Genomic DNA, 16,792 nt, shown 5'->3' on the forward strand with positions numbered 1-16,792 from the left:
TCCGGGAATCTTTGAATGGGCGGCACCACCCACGGTGATGCCGCATTACATCAACACTCATGAAACACGCCAGTCCCTGTAGGAGCTGGCGCAGCCTGCGATCTTTTGGCGTATTCAAGACCGCTGAAGAGCAAGATCAAAAGATCGCAGCCTTCGGCAGCTCCTACTTGGCAGCCCAGGCGTTGAAGCGCTGTTCCAGTTGCTCGCCGTTGTCAGCCCAGAAACTGACGTCGATCTGCACTTGGTTGGCGATGTTTTCCGGGGTGGTCGGCATGTCTTTCAGGACATCCTTGGCCAGCAGCGGTACGGCCTGGGTGTTGGCCGGGCCGTAGGCGATGTTTTCCGAGTAGGTCTTCTGCTGCTGCGGCATTACCGAGAAGGCGATGAACTTCTTCGCCGCTTCAGCGCGCTTGGCATCCAGACCTTTTGGAATGGCCCATGCGTCGAAGTCGTAGATGCCGCCGTTCCACACGACTTTCAGGTTGCTTTCTTTCTGCACGGCAGCGATACGGCCGTTGTAGGCCGAGCTCATGACCACGTCACCCGAGGCGAGGTATTGCGGCGGTTGTGCGCCGGCTTCCCACCACTGGATGTTCGGCTTGAGCTCATCGAGTTTCTTGAACGCGCGGTCCTGACCGTCCTTGCCGGCCAGCACTTTGTAGACGTCTTTGGGCGCAACGCCGTCGGCCATCAGTGCGAATTCCAGGGTGTACTTGGCGCCTTTACGCAGGCCACGCTTGCCCGGGAACTGCTTGGTGTCCCAGAAATCCACCCAACTGGTCGGTGCGGTTTTCAACTTGTCGGCGTTGTACGCCAGCACGGTCGACCACACGAAGAAACCTACGCCGCAAGGCTGGATGGCGCCCTTGACGTAGTCTTCGGTCTTGCCGAACAACTTCGGATCAAGCTGCTCGAACATGTCTTCGTCGCAACCACGGGACAGCTCCGGCGACTCAACCTCTACCAGATCCCAGGACACGCTCTTGGTGTCGACCATGGCCTTGACCTTGGCCATTTCGCCGTTGTACTCGCCGGCCACGATCTTGCCGTTGCCTGCCGCTTCCCACGGTGCGTAGAAGGCTTTGACCTGAGCCGCCTTGTTCGCGCCGCCAAAGGACACCACGGTCAGGTCCGGGCCGGCCGCCATTGCGTGTGCCGCGCCCATCATGCCCAGTGCCAAAGCGGTGAATTTCAGGGATCTCAACATTTATTGTTCTCTCCACGTGCAGGGTTGGTGTTGGTGTTGCCGGGGCGATCAATGCGCCTCTAGAAGTGGGTCGAGCGCGCGAACGTGTTCGACCTGCCAGCCAAGCGGTACCACGTCGCCGACGGCGAGCGAGGGATCTAGCTCGGCAATCGGCTGTTTCACGAAGAAGTCGGTCTTGCCGCAGACTTCCATGCGAACCCGGACGTGGTCGCCCAGATAGATGAATTCCTCGACTCGCCCGGAGAAGCGGTTGACGCATTGGTCGCTGGAGCCATTGAGGCTCACTCGCTCCGGACGAATGGACAGGGTCACCGGCTCGCCTGTCTGGCCGACGTTGACCGCCAAGGCCTCTACCTTCTCACCCCGCCCGAGCTCGACAATGCAACGGTCGCCGGTCTGGCTGTGCAGGCGGCCATTGAGACGGTTGTTCTCGCCGATGAAGTTGGCGACGAAGGTGTTCTTCGGCTCTTCATAGAGGGTGCGCGGCGGCGCGATCTGCTGGATTTCACCCTGGTGGAACACCGCCACACGGTCGGACATGGTCAAGGCTTCGCCCTGATCGTGGGTCACGTAGACCACGGTGACGCCCAGGCGCTGGTGCAGGTGCTTGATCTCCATCTGCATGTGTTCACGCAGTTGTTTATCGAGTGCGCCGAGGGGTTCGTCCATCAGCACCAGTTGCGGCTCGAACACCAGCGCGCGGGCCAATGCCACACGCTGTTGCTGACCACCGGAAAGCTGCGCCGGGTAGCGCTGGGCGAAGGCATCGAGCTGGACCATGCTCAGCACGCGCTTGACCCGGGCACTGACGTCGCTCTTGTTCATGCCGCGTACGGTCAGCGGGAACGCCAGGTTCTCGGCCACCGTCATGTGCGGGAACAATGCGTAGTTCTGGAACACCATGCCGATGTCGCGCTTGTGCGGCGGCACGTTGTTGATGGCGCGCCCGCCCAACAGGATTTCGCCCGCGGTCGGCGTTTCGAAGCCGGCGAGCATCATCAGGCTGGTGGTCTTGCCGGAACCGGACGGCCCGAGCAATGTGAGGAATTCGCCTTTGCGAATGTCCAGGTTGAGGTCCTTGACGATCAGGTTCTCGCCGTCGTAGCTCTTCTGCACTCCACGAAAGCTGACCAGAACATCATTGGCCCCTGCGCTTGAATCGACCTGGCTCATACCCACACCTTTGTTATTGATGACTGCTGTGGGACTAAGCCTAGTGGACGCTGGGGACCGCGCAAATCGGGGGGCAAGAGAGATTGGCCTCAGCCGGATGGAAGGTTGGGGGTAGGGATTGCCCTACAAGGATGGCGCGTTTGGGCAAATGTAGTGGCAAGGGGTCAGCTATAAGCCACAAGAACAAGCCCATGCGATATCTGGAGCTGTCGTAAATGGATATGCCACCACTGGACCACACTGAATTTCGGTGTGTTTTAGAGGAGCTTGTGTTCCATCGCGTACTTCACCAGTTCCGCCAGCGAGGTGATGTTGAGCTTCTGCATCAGCCGCGCCTTGTGGGTGCTGATGGTCTTGCTGCTCAGCGCCAGTTGCTGGGCGATGTCATTGACGTTGGCGCCCTGGGCCAGGCGTTCGAACACGGAGAATTCGCGCTCGGAGAGCAACGAGTGCAATGGACGCGAGTCGGTAAGACCGACTTCGAAAACCATGCGATCGGCCAGTTCCGGGTCGATATAACGCCCGCCTGACGCCACTTTACGAATGGCCGTCAGCAAGAGCGCCGGGTCGCTGTCCTTGGTCGCATAACCCGCAGCGCCCACCTTCAACGCCCGGGCGGCCATTTGCGCTTCGTCATGCATCGACAGCACCAGGATCGCGGGTGGATTGTTCAGGGCGCGAATCCGCGGAATCGCTTCCAGGCCGTTGACGCCCGGCATGGAGATATCCAGCAACACCACTTCGCAGGGCACATGACGCAAGGTGTCGAGCAACTGCTCACCATTGCTCGCCTCCCCCACTACCAGCAAGTCCTTGGCCAGGCCGATCAACTGCTTGATGCCTTCGCGGACAATGGTGTGGTCTTCGGCTACCAGTACACGGATCACGTTCTTCTCCAGGGTCAAGATCTATCGCGAGCGTTCCGACGATGACGTCAGAGCAAACAATAGATAAACATCAGGCTGCATCCAGCGGCACTCGCACACTCAGAGTCGTGCCTTCACCCGGCTCACTCTCAAGCGACAACTCACCGCCCATGATCAACACCCGCTCGCGCATGCCGACCACCCCAAAGGATGTCGGCCTGCCAGCTGCGGCGACAAATCCTACGCCATCATCGCTGACCGTCAGACACAACTCGTCGCCTTCCAGCGCCAGTGTCAATTCAACAGTATGCGCCTGGGCGTGCCGCATGACATTGGTCAGCGCTTCCTGAAGGATCCGGAACAAACCGATTGCCTTCGCATCGCTGAGCACCGGCAAGTTGTCCGGCACCTGCACCAGACACGGGATCTGCGTGCGCGCCTCGAATCGACGGGCCTGCCACTCAATGGCCGAGGCGATGCCCGCGTCGAGAATCGGCGGTCGCAATGCCGTGGCCACATCACGAACCAGCTGAAACAACTGAGCGATCAAGCGCTTCATGCTGTTCAAGCGCTCGTTCAGACCCGGATCAAGCTGCGCGTAAGCCAGTTCGCACATGGACGTTTCCAGCTTCAACACGGTGAGCATCTGACCCAACTCGTCGTGAACTTCCCGGGCAATGCGCGCCTTTTCTTCTTCGCGCACGCTTTCCAGGTGTGCGGACAACTCACGCAACTGCTCCCGGGAGCTGGCCAGCTCAAGCTCGATGCGCTTGCTTTCGCTGATGTCCCAGACGATTCCGTCCCAGACATAGGCACCGTCTTCCAGCCGGCGGGTGATGGCCTTGATTTCCGCCCAGCGCTGCTCGCCCTGACGCGTGAGGATTCGCCCCTGCCACGACCAGTCGCTGTCGGTATCCAGCGCATGATCCTGGGTCTGGTGATAGCTGGCCTTGTCATCCGGATGCACCAGGCTGCGCAAGCCTTTATCGCGATGCGCCAGCGTGGCCGGCGAGTAACCCACCAGGCTTTCGCTGCCTTCACTGATGTAGGCAAAGTCGATCTGACCGGTCACCGGCGCCCGCTCCAGGCGGAAAACCAGCCCCGGAACGTTGGCGGCGATGCCTTGCAGGCGCGCCTCGCTTTCCTGCAAGGCCGCCAGGGCGCGACGCCTCTCGGTGACATCGTTGAGGTAAACCACCAGGTATTCGCCATCGCGAAAGCGCAGAAAACTCAACGAGACATCGGCCGGCAGGATGCTGCCATCGGCCCGCACGCAATTGGATTCAAAGCTTTGCGGGCCGTCTTCACTGGCCCGGGCGCGCTTCCACAGGTTCAGCCAACGGTCCATGTGCAGGCCAGGCTCGAAATCGATCAGGGGCCGATCGATGATCCCGCCGGCCGGATAGCCCAGCATGCTTTCCGCCGCGCGGTTGGCGTAGCGCACATGGCTGTCCCAGTTGACCCAGAGGATACCAACGGTGCTCTGATCGATGGAAAACTGGGTGAGCCGCAGGGCCTCTTCGCTGGCGGCGCGCAAGGCAATGTCTTCCTGCGCGGCCAGCAGACGCTGCTCCAGGTGGTGCTGCTGGCGACGCTGCCAGACCACAATGGCCATGCAACTGGACGCCAGCACGGCCAGCAGAAGGCAGAGGTTTTGCCAAAATCCCGGCGACTCGGTGAGCCGCGGATACTTGGGTTGCAGCCATTGATTGTGCAGTTGCTCCAGATCCTTGGCCGGGATCGCCCGCAATGCACTTTCGACGATGCCCGCCAGTTCCGGCTTGTCGCGCCGCGTGGCCACCCGCAGCAGTTGCGGCAGGCCGACATCCCCCACCACCACCAACCCGGCGAACTCCGTCTCGACCGACAAGCGTCCCAGTTGCGCCTCATCGATCACCGCATAAGTTGCCTGCTGGCCAACCAGTAATTGCAATGCCTGGCGCTCCATCGGTACACCTTGCAGATTCAGGTGCGGGTAGTTGCCACGCAGGTAGTCGGCGATGGCACTGGGCATGCGCACGGCGACGCGGGTCTGGCTGTCGAGTTTTTCCAACTCGACCGCGCCAGCGCTTTTCTGGTCGCTGACCACCAATTGCGGCACCCGCATGTAGGGGTCGGAAAACTGCCAGAGACGCAGCCCGCCAGGGGTCTGGGTCAGGCCCGGAGCGATGTCGATTTCGCCCTCGCGGGCCGCGGCTTCCAATTGTTCAAGGTCGGGAAAATTGCGCCAGCTCAGTTCGACATTGAGGTTTTTAGCCAACCACTTCATCAACTCGATGTTCACCCCGGACAAGCGCTGCAAGCGGCGGTCGTATTGCGCATAGGGCGCCTGCAACACCACGCCGACCCGCAACTCGCCCTGCTGCGCCAGCCAGTGCTGCTGTTTCGGGGACAGTTGGGCAACGGGCGCCGGAGGCGCGGCGGCCGCCCAGCCCATCAAGGGAAACCACAAACAGCCGATAACCCACAGGCAGCGAAAACGCATCATTGAACTCTCACACCCTGACAAATACAGACCAACCCATTAGGCTGCCGGAACATCTTCTGGCCTGGAATATCCGATGCCCCCTGTCTACCGCCTGGCACTGCCAGCATTGTGCCTGTCGCTGATCCTGCCTTGCGCTTTTTCCGTCAAGGCGGCCGACCCGGCGCCCGCCGCGGAGGAAAAAACCGCCGAAGAAAAACCACTCGAACGTCAGCCGCTGCCTGAGCGTAGTCAGGAAGAAGCGACTGCACTTGAGCGAAAGATCCCGGCTCAGGAACAGCAACAACTGCAAGCAGGCACCGACACGTTTCTGGCCTTGTGGAAACCGGCCAATACCGCCGAACCCAAAGGCGCGGTGATTATCATCCCCGGCGCCGGCGAAACCGTTGACTGGCCGCAAGCAGTAGGCCCTTTGCGGCGCAAATTGCCGGATGCCGAGTGGAGCAGCCTGAGTATCACCTTGCCAGACCTGCAAAGCGATGCCATTGCGCCACGAATCGTCGAAGCAGCGCCGACACCCAAACCCGCCGAAACCGGCAGTAAAGACTCGACCACCGCGGCCCCTATCGAACAGGTGGCCGGTGGCGAGGCCGATGTGGCCGACAAGCCCTTCGCCGAAACCACCGAGGAACAGTCCAAGGCAGATGCCGAGCGGATCTTTGCCCGAATCGATGCCGCGATCGCCTTCGCCGAACAGCAAAGCGCCCGCGGCATCGTGGTGTTGGGGCATGGTTCGGGCGCCTATTGGGCCGCGCGCTACCTGAGCGAAAAACAGCCATCGCAGGTCGAAAAAATGCTGATGGTTGCCGCCCGGACACCTGTGGCGGCCACGCCCGGGCTGGCCGAGCTGACCCCGACCCTGAAACTGCCGACCGCAGATATTTTCTACAAGGACAAAGCGCTGGATCGCGATGCAGCATTGGAGCGCCTGCAGGCCAGCAAACGCCAGAAATCATCGGCATTCAGCCAGGTCGCACTCAAGGCGTTGCCGGATAACAAGGCCGAACAGGAGCAGCTGTTTCGTCGGGTGCGAGGTTGGTTGAATCCGCAGAACCCGGCGGGCTGACAGACCGAGGCGCGATCATCGCGGGCAAGCCACGCTCCCACAGGTTTTTTGCCGATCAGAAAATTGCGAACGACACAAAACCTGTGGGAGCGAGCTTGCTCGCGATAGCGGTATCACTGGCTAGCGAAAATCCCGTCGCTCCCGAATCAGCGTGTAGGCGTTATGCAGTTCACGCGTTCGTTCGGTGGCCTCACGCACCTGCGTGGCCGTCGCGCCAGTGCCGGCAATCTTGTCCGGATGATGGCGACTGAGCAGGCGCCGATAAGCACGTTTGATCTGCGCCGGCTCAGCGGTGGCCGACACCCCCAAAAGCCTCAGCGCGTCCTGATAACTGGGCACACTTTTGCCCAAGGGCCGTTTCTGCGGTTCATAATCGTGGGCCAACGCCTGCACCTGATGGGATGTCCAGCCCAACCACTTGCCCCATTGGCCGATCAATTGACGTTCACTGCTGCCGGCACGACCATCGGCCCAGACCATTCGCCAACAGGCGCGTAACACACCTTCCGCCGCATGGGGCTGGGCACTCAGGCGACGCAAATAACCGCGCAGGCGGTCGTTGCCCGACTTGCCGCGATTGAACGCGGCAATCGCACGACGCTGGGCCGACTCGGACATCTCCAGCGAGCGCATTTCCGCCCGGGCCTGTTCGATGTGCCCGGCCATCACCTGGCCGTCACACTTGGCCAGTCGCCCCAACAGGACAAACAGCAATTCATCGTTACGCAGCACTGGGCGACCGCCCAGTTTTTCCCGCAAGTGCCCCCAGCTCTGCAGGTGCAAGCGCCGGTCCAGCGCCTGCCCCAACAACGCACCGAGAATGGCCCCCGGAATACTGGCTATGGCATAGCCTGCTCCGGCTCCGATCAGAGTCCCTGGCCACAACATGTCAGCGCCTCGCTTCTATTAATGTTTCAACTTCGGCCAGACGCTCGTGAGTACCGACATCGACCCAGTCCCCCTTCAACTGCTCGCCAGTCACCTGACCGTCAGCCATGGCTTTGCGTAACAGCGGCGCGAGCTTGAAGGCCCCGGCGGTGCAACCGTCGAACAACTGCGGATGCAACACGGCGATACCGCTGTAGGTCAGGGTGCCAATCTCTGGCTGACCGTCGCGGACCTGCGTTTCGACCAGGCTGAAGTCCCCGGCCGGATGATGGGCCGGGTTACTGGCCAGCACCAGGTGCGCCAGGCCGTTGATGGGTTGATGCAGCACGCTGAAATCGTAATCGGTCCAGATGTCGCCATTGACCACGACAAACGCTTCATCCCCCAGCAACGGCAACGCGCGGAAAATCCCGCCGCCGGTTTCCAGGGGCTCACCTTCGGCCGAGTACTGAATGCTCACGCCATAACGCGAACCATCGCCCAGATAGTCTTCGATCTGCTGACCGAGCCAGGCGTGATTGATCACGATGTCGGTGAACCCGGCGGCTGCCAGCGCTCGCAGGTGATACTCGATCAGCGGCACGCCGCCTGCACGCACCAGCGGTTTTGGCGTGGTCAGGGTCAGCGGGCGCATGCGCTCGCCTTTACCCGCGGCCAGAATCATTGCCTTCATGCTTTCACTCCGGCACGCAGACTGGCCAGCAGCACATCCAGTTCGGCCAGCTCAGGGCGACGAGCGATCACTGCTTCTATGTACGCAAAGAAACGTGGCACGTCACCCAGATAGCGCGGTTTACCGTCGCGATGACAGATGCGCGCGAAAATGCCGATGACTTTCAGGTGACGTTGCACGCCCATCAAGTCGCTGGCACGCAGGAAGTCCTCGAAGTCGGGCTGAACCGCAATCCCGAGGGCGCCCGCCTGCTGCCAGTAGCTTTCGAGCCAGCCGTGCACGCGCTCCTCGGGCCAGCTGAGGAATGCATCCTTGAACAGGCAGGTCACGTCGTAGGTCACCGGGCCATACACCGCATCCTGGAAATCCAGCACGCCGGGATTGGGTTCGCTGAGCATCAGGTTGCGCGGCATGTAGTCGCGATGCACCAGGACTTTCGGTTGAGCCAGGGCGCTGTCGATCAACAGTTCGCTGACCTGCTGCCAGAGCACTTGTTGTGCCGCGTCAAATTCGATGCCCAGTTCGCGCTTCACGTACCACTCGGGGAACAGTTCCAGCTCGCGACGCAGCAAGGCCACGTCATAGCTCGGCAAAGGCGCAACCATTGGCAACTGCTGGAAAGCCAGCAACGCCTGCAGGGCATCCTTGAACAAATTGTCGGCGTTTTCGCTGTCGATGACGTCCAGATAGGTCTTGTTGCCCAGGTCATTGAGCAAAAGAAAACCGCGTTCGAGGTCTTCGGCATAAATTTTCGGCACATTTATTCCGGATTTCGCCAGCAAAAAAGCGATATCCACGAAGGGTTTGCAGTTTTCCTGGGGCGGCGGCGCGTCCATCACAATGAAACTTTTGCCATCGCCTTGCCAACGGAAATACCGCCGAAAACTAGCGTCACTGCTGGCCGCAGTCAACGTGGCCGGGGGTACGACGCCCCAGCCCTGCTCGGCAAAAAGGGTCGCCAATTGTTCATCGAGCCAAACTTTCAGGTGTTGCAAGCGTACATCTTGATCAGGCATTGCAAGGGTCTCCGACGGCGCTAGCCGTCAAGCGGGTCATGCTTTATTATCCAGCATCTTTTTCAGACCATCGAGAGGCGTGCGGCCCACACCGCGGGCAGATGGCACGCAGGAAGCCCGGACTAATAAGATGGCATTGAAATCCCCCGCGTTTCGTAAAAAATTTCCGTTGTTGGTTACCGGCAGTTTGCTGGCGCTGCAACCCCTTGCCACTTCCTACGTGGTCGCCGCGGAACAGTATGACTGCTCAGTCTCTGCTTCGGGTTCCTGGGACTGTGCGCCAAAGACGCCGGCGGCTGCATTGCCACCGCGTCCCGTCCATGACGGCAGCGCAGTTTCGGCCACCGGCGAAGCTCCGGCCGAGAACGGTTCCAGCGAAGACGCCGGCGCCAAGCCGGTGCTGGTCACCGAATCCAAAGGCCGTGGCCTGAAGTCGCGTAGCGCAGACTACAGTCACCTCGACTGGGTTCCCCGCGAGCAGCTCACCGCCGCACAATTGGCCGAAACCGGTCCTTATTGCTCTGGTTCCTATATCGAACCGATTCGTCCTGGCATGGATGACAAGACCAATAAAAGTGACGCTCCAACCTTTATCGGCGCAAAAGCCTCCCGCTATAAGCAGGATGAGCAAGTCGCGACCCTGGCCGGCGACGTTGTCATGCGCCAGGGCAGCATGCAGGTCGAAGCAGACGAAGCCAACCTTTACCAGGCCGAGAGCCGTGGCGACCTGAACGGCAACGTGCGCATTCGCGACAACGGCGCCCTGATCGTCGGCGACCACGCCGACGTACAGCTCGACACCGGCGAAGCCAAGGTCGACAACGCCGAATACGTGATGCACAAATCCCGCATCCGCGGTAATGCGCTGTACGCCAAACGTGCCGAGAACGCGATCATCCGCCTCAAGGATGGTACGTACACCACGTGCGAACCGAACAGCAACGCCTGGCAGCTCAAGGGCAACAACATCACCCTGAACCCGGCCACCGGCTTCGGTACCGCGACCAACGTGACGCTGCGGGTCAAGGACATTCCGATCCTGTACACGCCGTACATCTATTTCCCGATCGACGACCGTCGCCAGTCCGGCTTCCTGCCGCCGACTATCGGCACCGGCAGCGATACCGGCTTCATGCTGGTCACCCCGTATTACTTCAACCTGGCGCCGAACTACGATGCCACGTTGTACCCGCGCTACATGGAAAAGCACGGCTTGTTGATGGAAGGCGAATTCCGCTACCTGACCAAGTCCAGCGAAGGCCAGTTCGGTGCGGCGTACCTCAACGACGAAAGCAACGAACGCGACAAGCAGAGCGACGCCGAAAAAACCCGCTACATGTACAACTGGCAGCACAAGGGCGGTCTCGACTCGCGAGTGCTCACGCAAGTCGACTACACCAAGATCAGCGATCCGTATTACTTCCAGGATCTGCAGACCGACCAGATTGGCATCAAAAGCAACGACTACGTGAACCAGCAAGGCTCCGTCACCTATCGTGGCGACAGCTATTCCGCTCGCGTGAACGCCCAGGCCTACGAACTGGCGAGCGTGTCGAACATTACGCCGTACGACCGCCTGCCGCAGCTCACCCTCGACGGCATGCTGCCTTATCATCCGGAAGGCCTGGACTTCACGTACAACACCGAACTCGTGCGGTTTGACCGGGATCTGCAGAGCGGAACATACTTTGACGAAGACGGTGTCGGCTCTCCCCGCCTCGATAACAACGTTCAAGGCCTGGCTCGTGCCAATGGCGACCGCCTGAACCTGGCGCCCGCCATCAGCTTGCCGATGAATACGACGTACGGCTTCCTGACACCGAAGCTCAAGTACCAGTACACCCAGTACCAACTGGACCTGGACAGCACTGGCAAAGGTCAGATTGCGAATCAGACCGCAGAACAGGACAAGCTCCTGGGAACGTTCGACAGCAACCAGAACCGCGGCGTACCAATCGCCAGCATCGACAGCGGCCTGTACTTCGATCGCAATACCCAGTATTTCGGCAAGAACTACCGCCAGACCCTCGAGCCGCGCCTGTTCTACCTGTACGTGCCTGAGGTCGACCAGGAAGACATCCCGGTATTCGACACCAGCGAATACACCTTCAACTATGCATCGCTGTTCCGTGACAACCGCTTCTCCGGCTCCGACCGTGTCGGCGACGAGAACAAACTGTCCCTGGGCGTGACCAGCCGCTGGATCGAAGACGACGGTTTCGAGCGTCAGCGCATCAGTGTCGGCCAGGCCTTGTACTTCAAGGACCGCGAAGTTCAGTTGCCGGGTATCGATGCAAAAACCCGTGCCGATGCCCAAGCCAGCGTTTCGCCGTACGCACTGGAATACGAATATCGCTGGAACCGCGACTGGCGTACCACCGCCGACTACAACTGGGACCCGGACAGCCGCAGCCCTCGCTCGGGCAGCGCGATGTTCCACTACCAGCCTGAAGACAATCCGAACAAGATCGTCAACTTCGGCTACCGCTATCGTAATGACCAGGTCCGTTACGACCAGAACACCGGTAAATGGACTGTGGGCGGCGGTGACTACGGCACCCCTGGCCAGCCTGGCTACGTGAAGGATTACTACAAGATCGAACAGCACGACTTCTCGGTGATCTGGCCAATCGTGCCGCAATGGAGCGTTATCAGCCGTTGGCAGTATGACTACAACCGCAACCGTACCCTGGATGCATTCGGTGGTTTCGAGTACGACAACTGCTGCTGGAAACTGCGCCTGATCAACCGTTACTTCGTTGATTACGACGAGTTCAGCCAGGAAGCACCGCAAAACGAAAAAGGCGACCATGGCGTCTTCCTCCAAATTGTTCTGAAGGGACTCGGCGGCCTTACCGGCTCCAAGGCCGAGAGCTTCCTCGACAAAGGCATTCAAGGTTATCGTGAACGTGAAGACCAAGCTTTCTGATTGTCTGCGCCCGCTGATGCTGGGCGCGCTGTTCCTGAGTACGGCGGCCAGCGCCGCCGTGCAGTCCATCGATAAAGTGGTGGCCATCGTCGACAACGACGTGGTCATGCAGAGCCAACTGGACCAACGGGTTCATGAAGTTCAAAAAACCATTGCCAAGCGCGGTTCTGCCGTGCCGCCGGCCAGCGTGCTGGAACAGCAGGTCCTTGAGCGCCTGATCGTCGAAAACCTGCAATTGCAGATCGGCGAGCGCTCCGGCATCCGCATTACCGACGAAGAATTGAACCAGGCTGTCGGCACCATTGCCCAGCGCAACAACATGTCGGTCGAGCAGTTCCGCACCGCCCTGACTCGCGACGGTCTGTCCTACGACGACGCACGCGAGCAGATTCGCCGCGAAATGGTCATCAGCCGTGTACGCCAGCGTCGGGTCGCCGAACGCATCCAGATCTCCGAGCAGGAAGTGAAGAATTTCCTGGCGTCCGACCTGGGCAAAATGCAGCTGTCTGAAGAGTTCCACCTGGCCAACATCCTGATTCCTACGCCGGAAAGCGCCAACTCCGATGCGATTCAGAGTGCAGCCAAGCAGGCCGATGCGATTTACCAGCAGCTCAAGCAAGGCGCTGACTTCGGTCAGTTGGCAATCGCCAAGTCCGCCAGCGAAACCGCACTGGAGGGTGGTGACATGGGCTGGCGTAAAGCCGCTCAATTGCCTCCGCCGTTCGATCGCCTGCTGAGCACCATGCCGGTGGGTGATGTCACCCAGCCAATGCGCACCCCGGGCGGCTTCATCATCCTGAAGGTCCTCGAAAAGCGTGGCGGCCAGACCCAGATGCGCGACGAAGTGCATGTGCGCCACATCCTGGTCAAACCGAGCCCGATCCGCGACGAAGCAAAAACCAAGGCCCTGGTTGAGTCGCTCTACAGCCGTATCGAGTCTGGCGAAGACTTCGGCGAGCTGGCGAAAAGCTACTCGGAAGACCCGGGTTCAGCCCTTAACGGCGGCGACCTGAACTGGATCGACCCGAACGCACTGGTGCCGGAATTCCGCGAAGTGATGGCCAAGACCCCGCAAGGTCAGCTGTCCAGGCCGTTCCAGACTCAGTACGGCTGGCACGTCCTGGAAGTCCTTGGCCGTCGCGCCACCGACAGCACCTCACAGGCTCGCGAGCAGCAAGCAATGACCGTTTTGCGTAACCGCAAATACGATGAAGAGCTGCAAACCTGGCTGCGTCAGATCCGTGACGAAGCGTACGTGGAAATCAAACTCCCTGGCGCCGACCAGGCAGCGCAGTGAAACCCCAACGTTTCGCGCTGACACCCGGCGAACCAGCCGGCATAGGTCCCGACCTGTGCTTGCTGCTCGCCTCGCAAGCCCAGCCTCATCCCCTGATTGCCATTACCAGCCGCGACCTGCTCATTGAGCGGGCCGCGCAGCTGGGTGTGGCTGTCGATTTGCTACCGGTCACACCGGACAACTGGCCGGATGCACCCGCGCCAGCCAACAGCCTGTATGTCTGGGATACACCGCTCAATGCCAAGGTCGTCGCCGGGCAACTGGACAAGGCCAACGCTGCCTTCGTACTGGAAACCCTGACCCGCGCCGGCCAGGGCTGCCTGGACGGACATTTCGCCGGCATGATTACCGCGCCGGTGCACAAAGGCGTCATCAACGAATCCGGCATCGCCTTTTCCGGGCACACGGAATTCCTCGCCGACCTGACCCACACCGCGCAAGTGGTGATGATGCTGGCTACACGCGGCTTGCGCGTGGCCCTGGTGACCACTCACCTGCCCCTTCGCGAGATTGCCGATGCAATCACGCCAGAGCGTCTGGAACGCGTCACGCGAATCCTGCACGCCGACCTGAAAAGCAAGTTCGGCATCGCCCGGCCACGCATCCTGGTCTGCGGGCTCAACCCCCATGCCGGCGAAGGCGGACACCTGGGCCATGAAGAAATCGATATCATCGAACCCACATTAGAGCGCCTGCGCGGCGAGGGCATGGACCTTCGTGGCCCCCTGCCCGCCGACACTCTGTTTACCCCCAAATATCTGGAGCACTGCGATGCGGTGCTGGCGATGTACCACGACCAGGGCCTGCCGGTGCTGAAGTACAAAGGCTTCGGCGCGGCAGTCAACGTGACCCTCGGCTTGCCGATCATCCGCACCTCGGTCGACCACGGCACAGCCCTGGACCTGGCCGGCAGCGGCAGGATCGACACCGGCAGCCTGCAAGTCGCCCTGGAAACCGCCTACCAGATGGCCGAGACCCGTTTATGACCGAGCACTACCAACACAAGGCGCGCAAACGCTTTGGCCAGAACTTCCTGCACGATGCCGGCGTTATCGACCGCATCCTGCGCTCCATTCATGCCAAGGCAGAAGACCGCCTGCTGGAAATCGGCCCGGGCCAGGGTGCACTGACCCAAGGCCTGCTCAGCAGCGGCGCGCAACTTGATGTGGTGGAACTGGACAAGGACCTGATCCCGATCCTCAACCAGCAGTTTGCCGGCAAGAGCAACTTCAACCTGCATCAGGGCGATGCGCTGAAGTTCGACTTCAACAGCCTGAATGCCGCGCCTGGCAGCCTGCGAGTGGTCGGCAACCTGCCGTACAACATCTCCACCCCGCTGATTTTTCACCTGCTGCACAACTCGCACCTGATTCGCGACATGCACTTCATGCTGCAAAAGGAAGTGGTCGAGCGCCTGGCTGCCGGCCCTGGTGGTGGTGACTGGGGTCGCTTGTCGATCATGGTTCAGTACCACTGCAGGGTCGAGCACCTGTTCAACGTCGGCCCTAGCGCGTTCAACCCGCCACCGAAAGTCGACTCGGCCATCGTGCGCCTGGTGCCCCACGCGGTACTGCCACACCCGGCCAAGGATCACCGCCTGCTGGAACGCGTCGTGCGCGAAGCGTTCAACCAGCGCCGCAAAACCCTGCGCAACACCCTCAAGCTGTTGCTGAGCAATGCTGAAATCGAAGCCGCCGGTGTCGATGGCAGCCTGCGTCCCGAGCAACTCGACCTGGCCGCGTTCGTGCGCCTGGCTGACAAGCTCAGCGAACAAAAGCCTGCCGCAGACTGACAAGCGATGAGCGCTATCGGGTAGGACGCCACTCTGGTCTACTACCCGATACTTGGCCTAGACTGAACCCCAACAGCTACGCCCCGCGTCCCGCTTCGTTTTTAAGGCCCCTTGCATGTCCGATCCTCGCTATCAGGTCGACGTCAGCGTCGTCACTCGCTATCTGGCAGAACAATCGCAACCCGAGCACGACCGCTTTGCCTTCGCCTACACCATCACCGTGCAAAACAATGGTGAAATGCCCGCCAAACTGCTTTCACGGCACTGGGTCATCACCGATGGTGACGGGCATGTCGAAGAAGTGCGCGGCGCAGGCGTCGTCGGCCAGCAACCGTTGATCGACCCCGGCAAGAGCCACACCTACAGCAGCGGCACGGTCATGACCACCAAGGTCGGCACCATGCAAGGCACCTATCAGATGTTGTCCGACGACGGCAAACACTTCGATGCCATCATCGCGCCCTTCCGCCTGGCGGTGCCCGGAGCCTTGCACTGATGGCAACGTACGCTGTCGGTGACCTGCAAGGCTGTCTTCAAGCCCTGCAATGCCTGCTCAAACAAGTGGCGTTCGACCCACAACGGGATCGCCTGTGGCTGGTGGGCGACCTGGTCAACCGCGGCCCGCAGTCGCTGGAAACCTTGCGCTTCCTCTACAGCATTCGCGAATCGCTGGTGTGCGTGCTCGGCAACCATGACCTGCACCTGCTGGCGGCCGGACGCAATATCGAGCGACTGAAAAAGGCCGATACCCTGCGCGAGATCATTGAAGCGCCCGATAGCGCCGAACTGCTGGAATGGCTGCGCCAGCAAAAGCTCATGCACTACGACGAACAGCGCAACCTTGCACTGGTCCATGCCGGCATTCCACCGCAGTGGTCGCTGCGCAAAGCCTTGAAGTGTGCCGCCGAGGTCGAGACCGCCTTGCGCGACGACAACCTGTTGCCGCCCTACCTCGATGGCATGTACGGCAACGATCCGGCGAAATGGGACAACGACCTCAAAGGCGTGACGCGCCTGCGGGTGATCACCAACTATTTCACGCGCATGCGCTTTTGCACCGCCGAAGGCAAACTCGACCTCAAGAGCAAGGAAGGCCTCGATACCGCACCGCCTGGCTACAAGCCCTGGTTCCAGCACAAGGAACGCAAGACCAAGGACCTGAAGATCATCTTCGGTCACTGGGCAGCGCTGGAAGGCAACGTCGAAGAGCCGGGTATTTCGGCACTCGATACAGGCTGTGTCTGGGGCGGCGCCCTGACCCTGATGAACGTCGACAGCTTTGAGCGCCGGTCCTGCAAATGCGACGAACACGGTCATGCCGTGCCGCCAGTCGCCTCATCCATTCCCCAAACATCGCCAGCCAGCGCCCCGCGCTAGACTGCCCATTCAGCCGAGCCACA

14 protein-coding genes are annotated in these 16,792 nt (G+C 60.7%); 7 read left to right on the forward strand and 7 right to left on the reverse strand.

What is annotated here, in order from left to right:
- Positions 1-163 precede the first annotated feature (163 nt).
- The 4 genes from ACM6G4_RS07405 to ACM6G4_RS07420 all read right to left on the reverse strand — a co-directional run bounded on the left by ACM6G4_RS07405 (position 164) and on the right by ACM6G4_RS07420 (position 5,734).
- Positions 164-1,207, reverse strand: coding sequence for an ABC transporter substrate-binding protein (locus ACM6G4_RS07405; protein WP_056726652.1), 1,044 nt, complete (start codon positions 1,205-1,207; stop codon positions 164-166).
- Positions 1,208-1,255: 48 nt separating this feature from the next.
- Positions 1,256-2,380: an ABC transporter ATP-binding protein gene (locus ACM6G4_RS07410; protein ID WP_056726651.1), complete on the reverse strand. Its 1,125-nt coding sequence runs from the start codon at positions 2,378-2,380 to the stop codon at positions 1,256-1,258.
- Between the two features lie 257 nt (positions 2,381-2,637).
- Positions 2,638-3,267: a response regulator transcription factor gene (locus ACM6G4_RS07415; protein WP_008051638.1), complete on the reverse strand. Its 630-nt coding sequence runs from the start codon at positions 3,265-3,267 to the stop codon at positions 2,638-2,640.
- A 70-nt stretch (positions 3,268-3,337) separates the two neighbouring features.
- Complete coding sequence (locus ACM6G4_RS07420; protein ID WP_414913384.1) at positions 3,338-5,734, reverse strand: PAS domain S-box protein; 2,397 nt, start codon at positions 5,732-5,734, stop codon at positions 3,338-3,340.
- A gap of 73 nt (positions 5,735-5,807) precedes the next feature.
- Between ACM6G4_RS07420 and ACM6G4_RS07425 the strand changes: the two genes are divergently transcribed.
- On the forward strand, positions 5,808-6,797 hold the full coding sequence (locus tag ACM6G4_RS07425; RefSeq protein WP_414913385.1) for an alpha/beta hydrolase family protein: 990 nt from the start codon (positions 5,808-5,810) through the stop codon (positions 6,795-6,797).
- Positions 6,798-6,917: 120 nt separating this feature from the next.
- Here the strand turns inward: ACM6G4_RS07425 and ACM6G4_RS07430 are convergent, their stop codons facing one another.
- The 3 genes from ACM6G4_RS07430 to ACM6G4_RS07440 are packed head-to-tail and all read right to left on the reverse strand — an operon-like array spanning position 6,918 to position 9,374.
- The gene (locus tag ACM6G4_RS07430; RefSeq protein ID WP_414913386.1) at positions 6,918-7,685 is read right to left on the reverse strand and encodes a TerB family tellurite resistance protein; all 768 of its coding nucleotides are present in this window, start codon (positions 7,683-7,685) and stop codon (positions 6,918-6,920) included.
- 1 nt (position 7,686) lies between these two features.
- A complete protein-coding gene (gene murU, locus ACM6G4_RS07435) occupies positions 7,687-8,358 on the reverse strand; it encodes an N-acetylmuramate alpha-1-phosphate uridylyltransferase MurU (RefSeq protein ID WP_223541850.1) in 672 nt (223 codons plus the stop codon).
- Complete coding sequence (locus tag ACM6G4_RS07440) at positions 8,355-9,374, reverse strand: aminoglycoside phosphotransferase family protein (RefSeq protein ID WP_056726646.1); 1,020 nt, start codon at positions 9,372-9,374, stop codon at positions 8,355-8,357. The genes murU and ACM6G4_RS07440 overlap by 4 nt, the downstream gene beginning before the upstream one ends.
- A 130-nt stretch (positions 9,375-9,504) precedes the next feature.
- On the opposite strand from ACM6G4_RS07440, the gene ACM6G4_RS07445 reads away from it, so the two are divergent.
- The 6 genes from ACM6G4_RS07445 to ACM6G4_RS07470 all read left to right on the forward strand — a co-directional run bounded on the left by ACM6G4_RS07445 (position 9,505) and on the right by ACM6G4_RS07470 (position 16,769).
- Positions 9,505-12,303, forward strand: coding sequence for an LPS-assembly protein LptD (locus tag ACM6G4_RS07445; RefSeq protein WP_056726645.1), 2,799 nt, complete (start codon positions 9,505-9,507; stop codon positions 12,301-12,303).
- On the forward strand, positions 12,284-13,600 hold the full coding sequence (gene surA, locus ACM6G4_RS07450) for a peptidylprolyl isomerase SurA (RefSeq protein WP_156385820.1): 1,317 nt from the start codon (positions 12,284-12,286) through the stop codon (positions 13,598-13,600). Before ACM6G4_RS07445 ends, surA begins: the two co-directional genes overlap by 20 nt.
- A complete protein-coding gene (gene pdxA / locus ACM6G4_RS07455; protein ID WP_056726643.1) occupies positions 13,597-14,586 on the forward strand; it encodes a 4-hydroxythreonine-4-phosphate dehydrogenase PdxA in 990 nt (329 codons plus the stop codon). Before surA ends, pdxA begins: the two co-directional genes overlap by 4 nt.
- Entirely contained in the window at positions 14,583-15,392 is an 810-nt protein-coding gene (gene rsmA / locus ACM6G4_RS07460) for a 16S rRNA (adenine(1518)-N(6)/adenine(1519)-N(6))-dimethyltransferase RsmA (RefSeq protein ID WP_414913387.1), read from the forward strand. Before pdxA ends, rsmA begins: the two co-directional genes overlap by 4 nt.
- A gap of 115 nt (positions 15,393-15,507) precedes the next feature.
- Positions 15,508-15,888 (forward strand): Co2+/Mg2+ efflux protein ApaG, encoded by a 381-nt coding sequence (gene apaG / locus ACM6G4_RS07465; protein ID WP_007980214.1) that lies wholly within the window; start codon positions 15,508-15,510, stop codon positions 15,886-15,888.
- On the forward strand, positions 15,888-16,769 hold the full coding sequence (locus ACM6G4_RS07470; RefSeq protein WP_414913388.1) for a symmetrical bis(5'-nucleosyl)-tetraphosphatase: 882 nt from the start codon (positions 15,888-15,890) through the stop codon (positions 16,767-16,769). Before apaG ends, ACM6G4_RS07470 begins: the two co-directional genes overlap by 1 nt.
- Positions 16,770-16,792: the final 23 nt, after the last annotated feature.

Source organism: Pseudomonas sp. IT-P258 (assembly GCF_949767825.1).
GTDB classification, from domain to species: domain Bacteria; phylum Pseudomonadota; class Gammaproteobacteria; order Pseudomonadales; family Pseudomonadaceae; genus Aquipseudomonas; species Aquipseudomonas monachiensis.

Bases quoted from the DNA above. Each gene is read 5' to 3' on its own strand.
- apaG (WP_007980214.1), top strand. From the start codon at position 15,508: ATGTCCGATCCTCGCTATCAGGTCGACGTCAGCGTCGTCACTCGCTAT.
- ACM6G4_RS07410 (WP_056726651.1), bottom strand. From the start codon at position 2,380: ATGAGCCAGGTCGATTCAAGCGCAGGGGCCAATGATGTTCTGGTCAGC.
- ACM6G4_RS07430 (WP_414913386.1), bottom strand. From the start codon at position 7,685: ATGTTGTGGCCAGGGACTCTGATCGGAGCCGGAGCAGGCTATGCCATA.
- ACM6G4_RS07420 (WP_414913384.1), bottom strand. From the start codon at position 5,734: ATGATGCGTTTTCGCTGCCTGTGGGTTATCGGCTGTTTGTGGTTTCCC.
- murU (WP_223541850.1), bottom strand. From the start codon at position 8,358: ATGAAGGCAATGATTCTGGCCGCGGGTAAAGGCGAGCGCATGCGCCCG.
- rsmA (WP_414913387.1), top strand. From the start codon at position 14,583: ATGACCGAGCACTACCAACACAAGGCGCGCAAACGCTTTGGCCAGAAC.
- ACM6G4_RS07470 (WP_414913388.1), top strand. From the start codon at position 15,888: ATGGCAACGTACGCTGTCGGTGACCTGCAAGGCTGTCTTCAAGCCCTG.
- ACM6G4_RS07425 (WP_414913385.1), top strand. From the start codon at position 5,808: ATGCCCCCTGTCTACCGCCTGGCACTGCCAGCATTGTGCCTGTCGCTG.
- ACM6G4_RS07445 (WP_056726645.1), top strand. From the start codon at position 9,505: ATGGCATTGAAATCCCCCGCGTTTCGTAAAAAATTTCCGTTGTTGGTT.
- ACM6G4_RS07440 (WP_056726646.1), bottom strand. From the start codon at position 9,374: ATGCCTGATCAAGATGTACGCTTGCAACACCTGAAAGTTTGGCTCGAT.
- ACM6G4_RS07405 (WP_056726652.1), bottom strand. From the start codon at position 1,207: ATGTTGAGATCCCTGAAATTCACCGCTTTGGCACTGGGCATGATGGGC.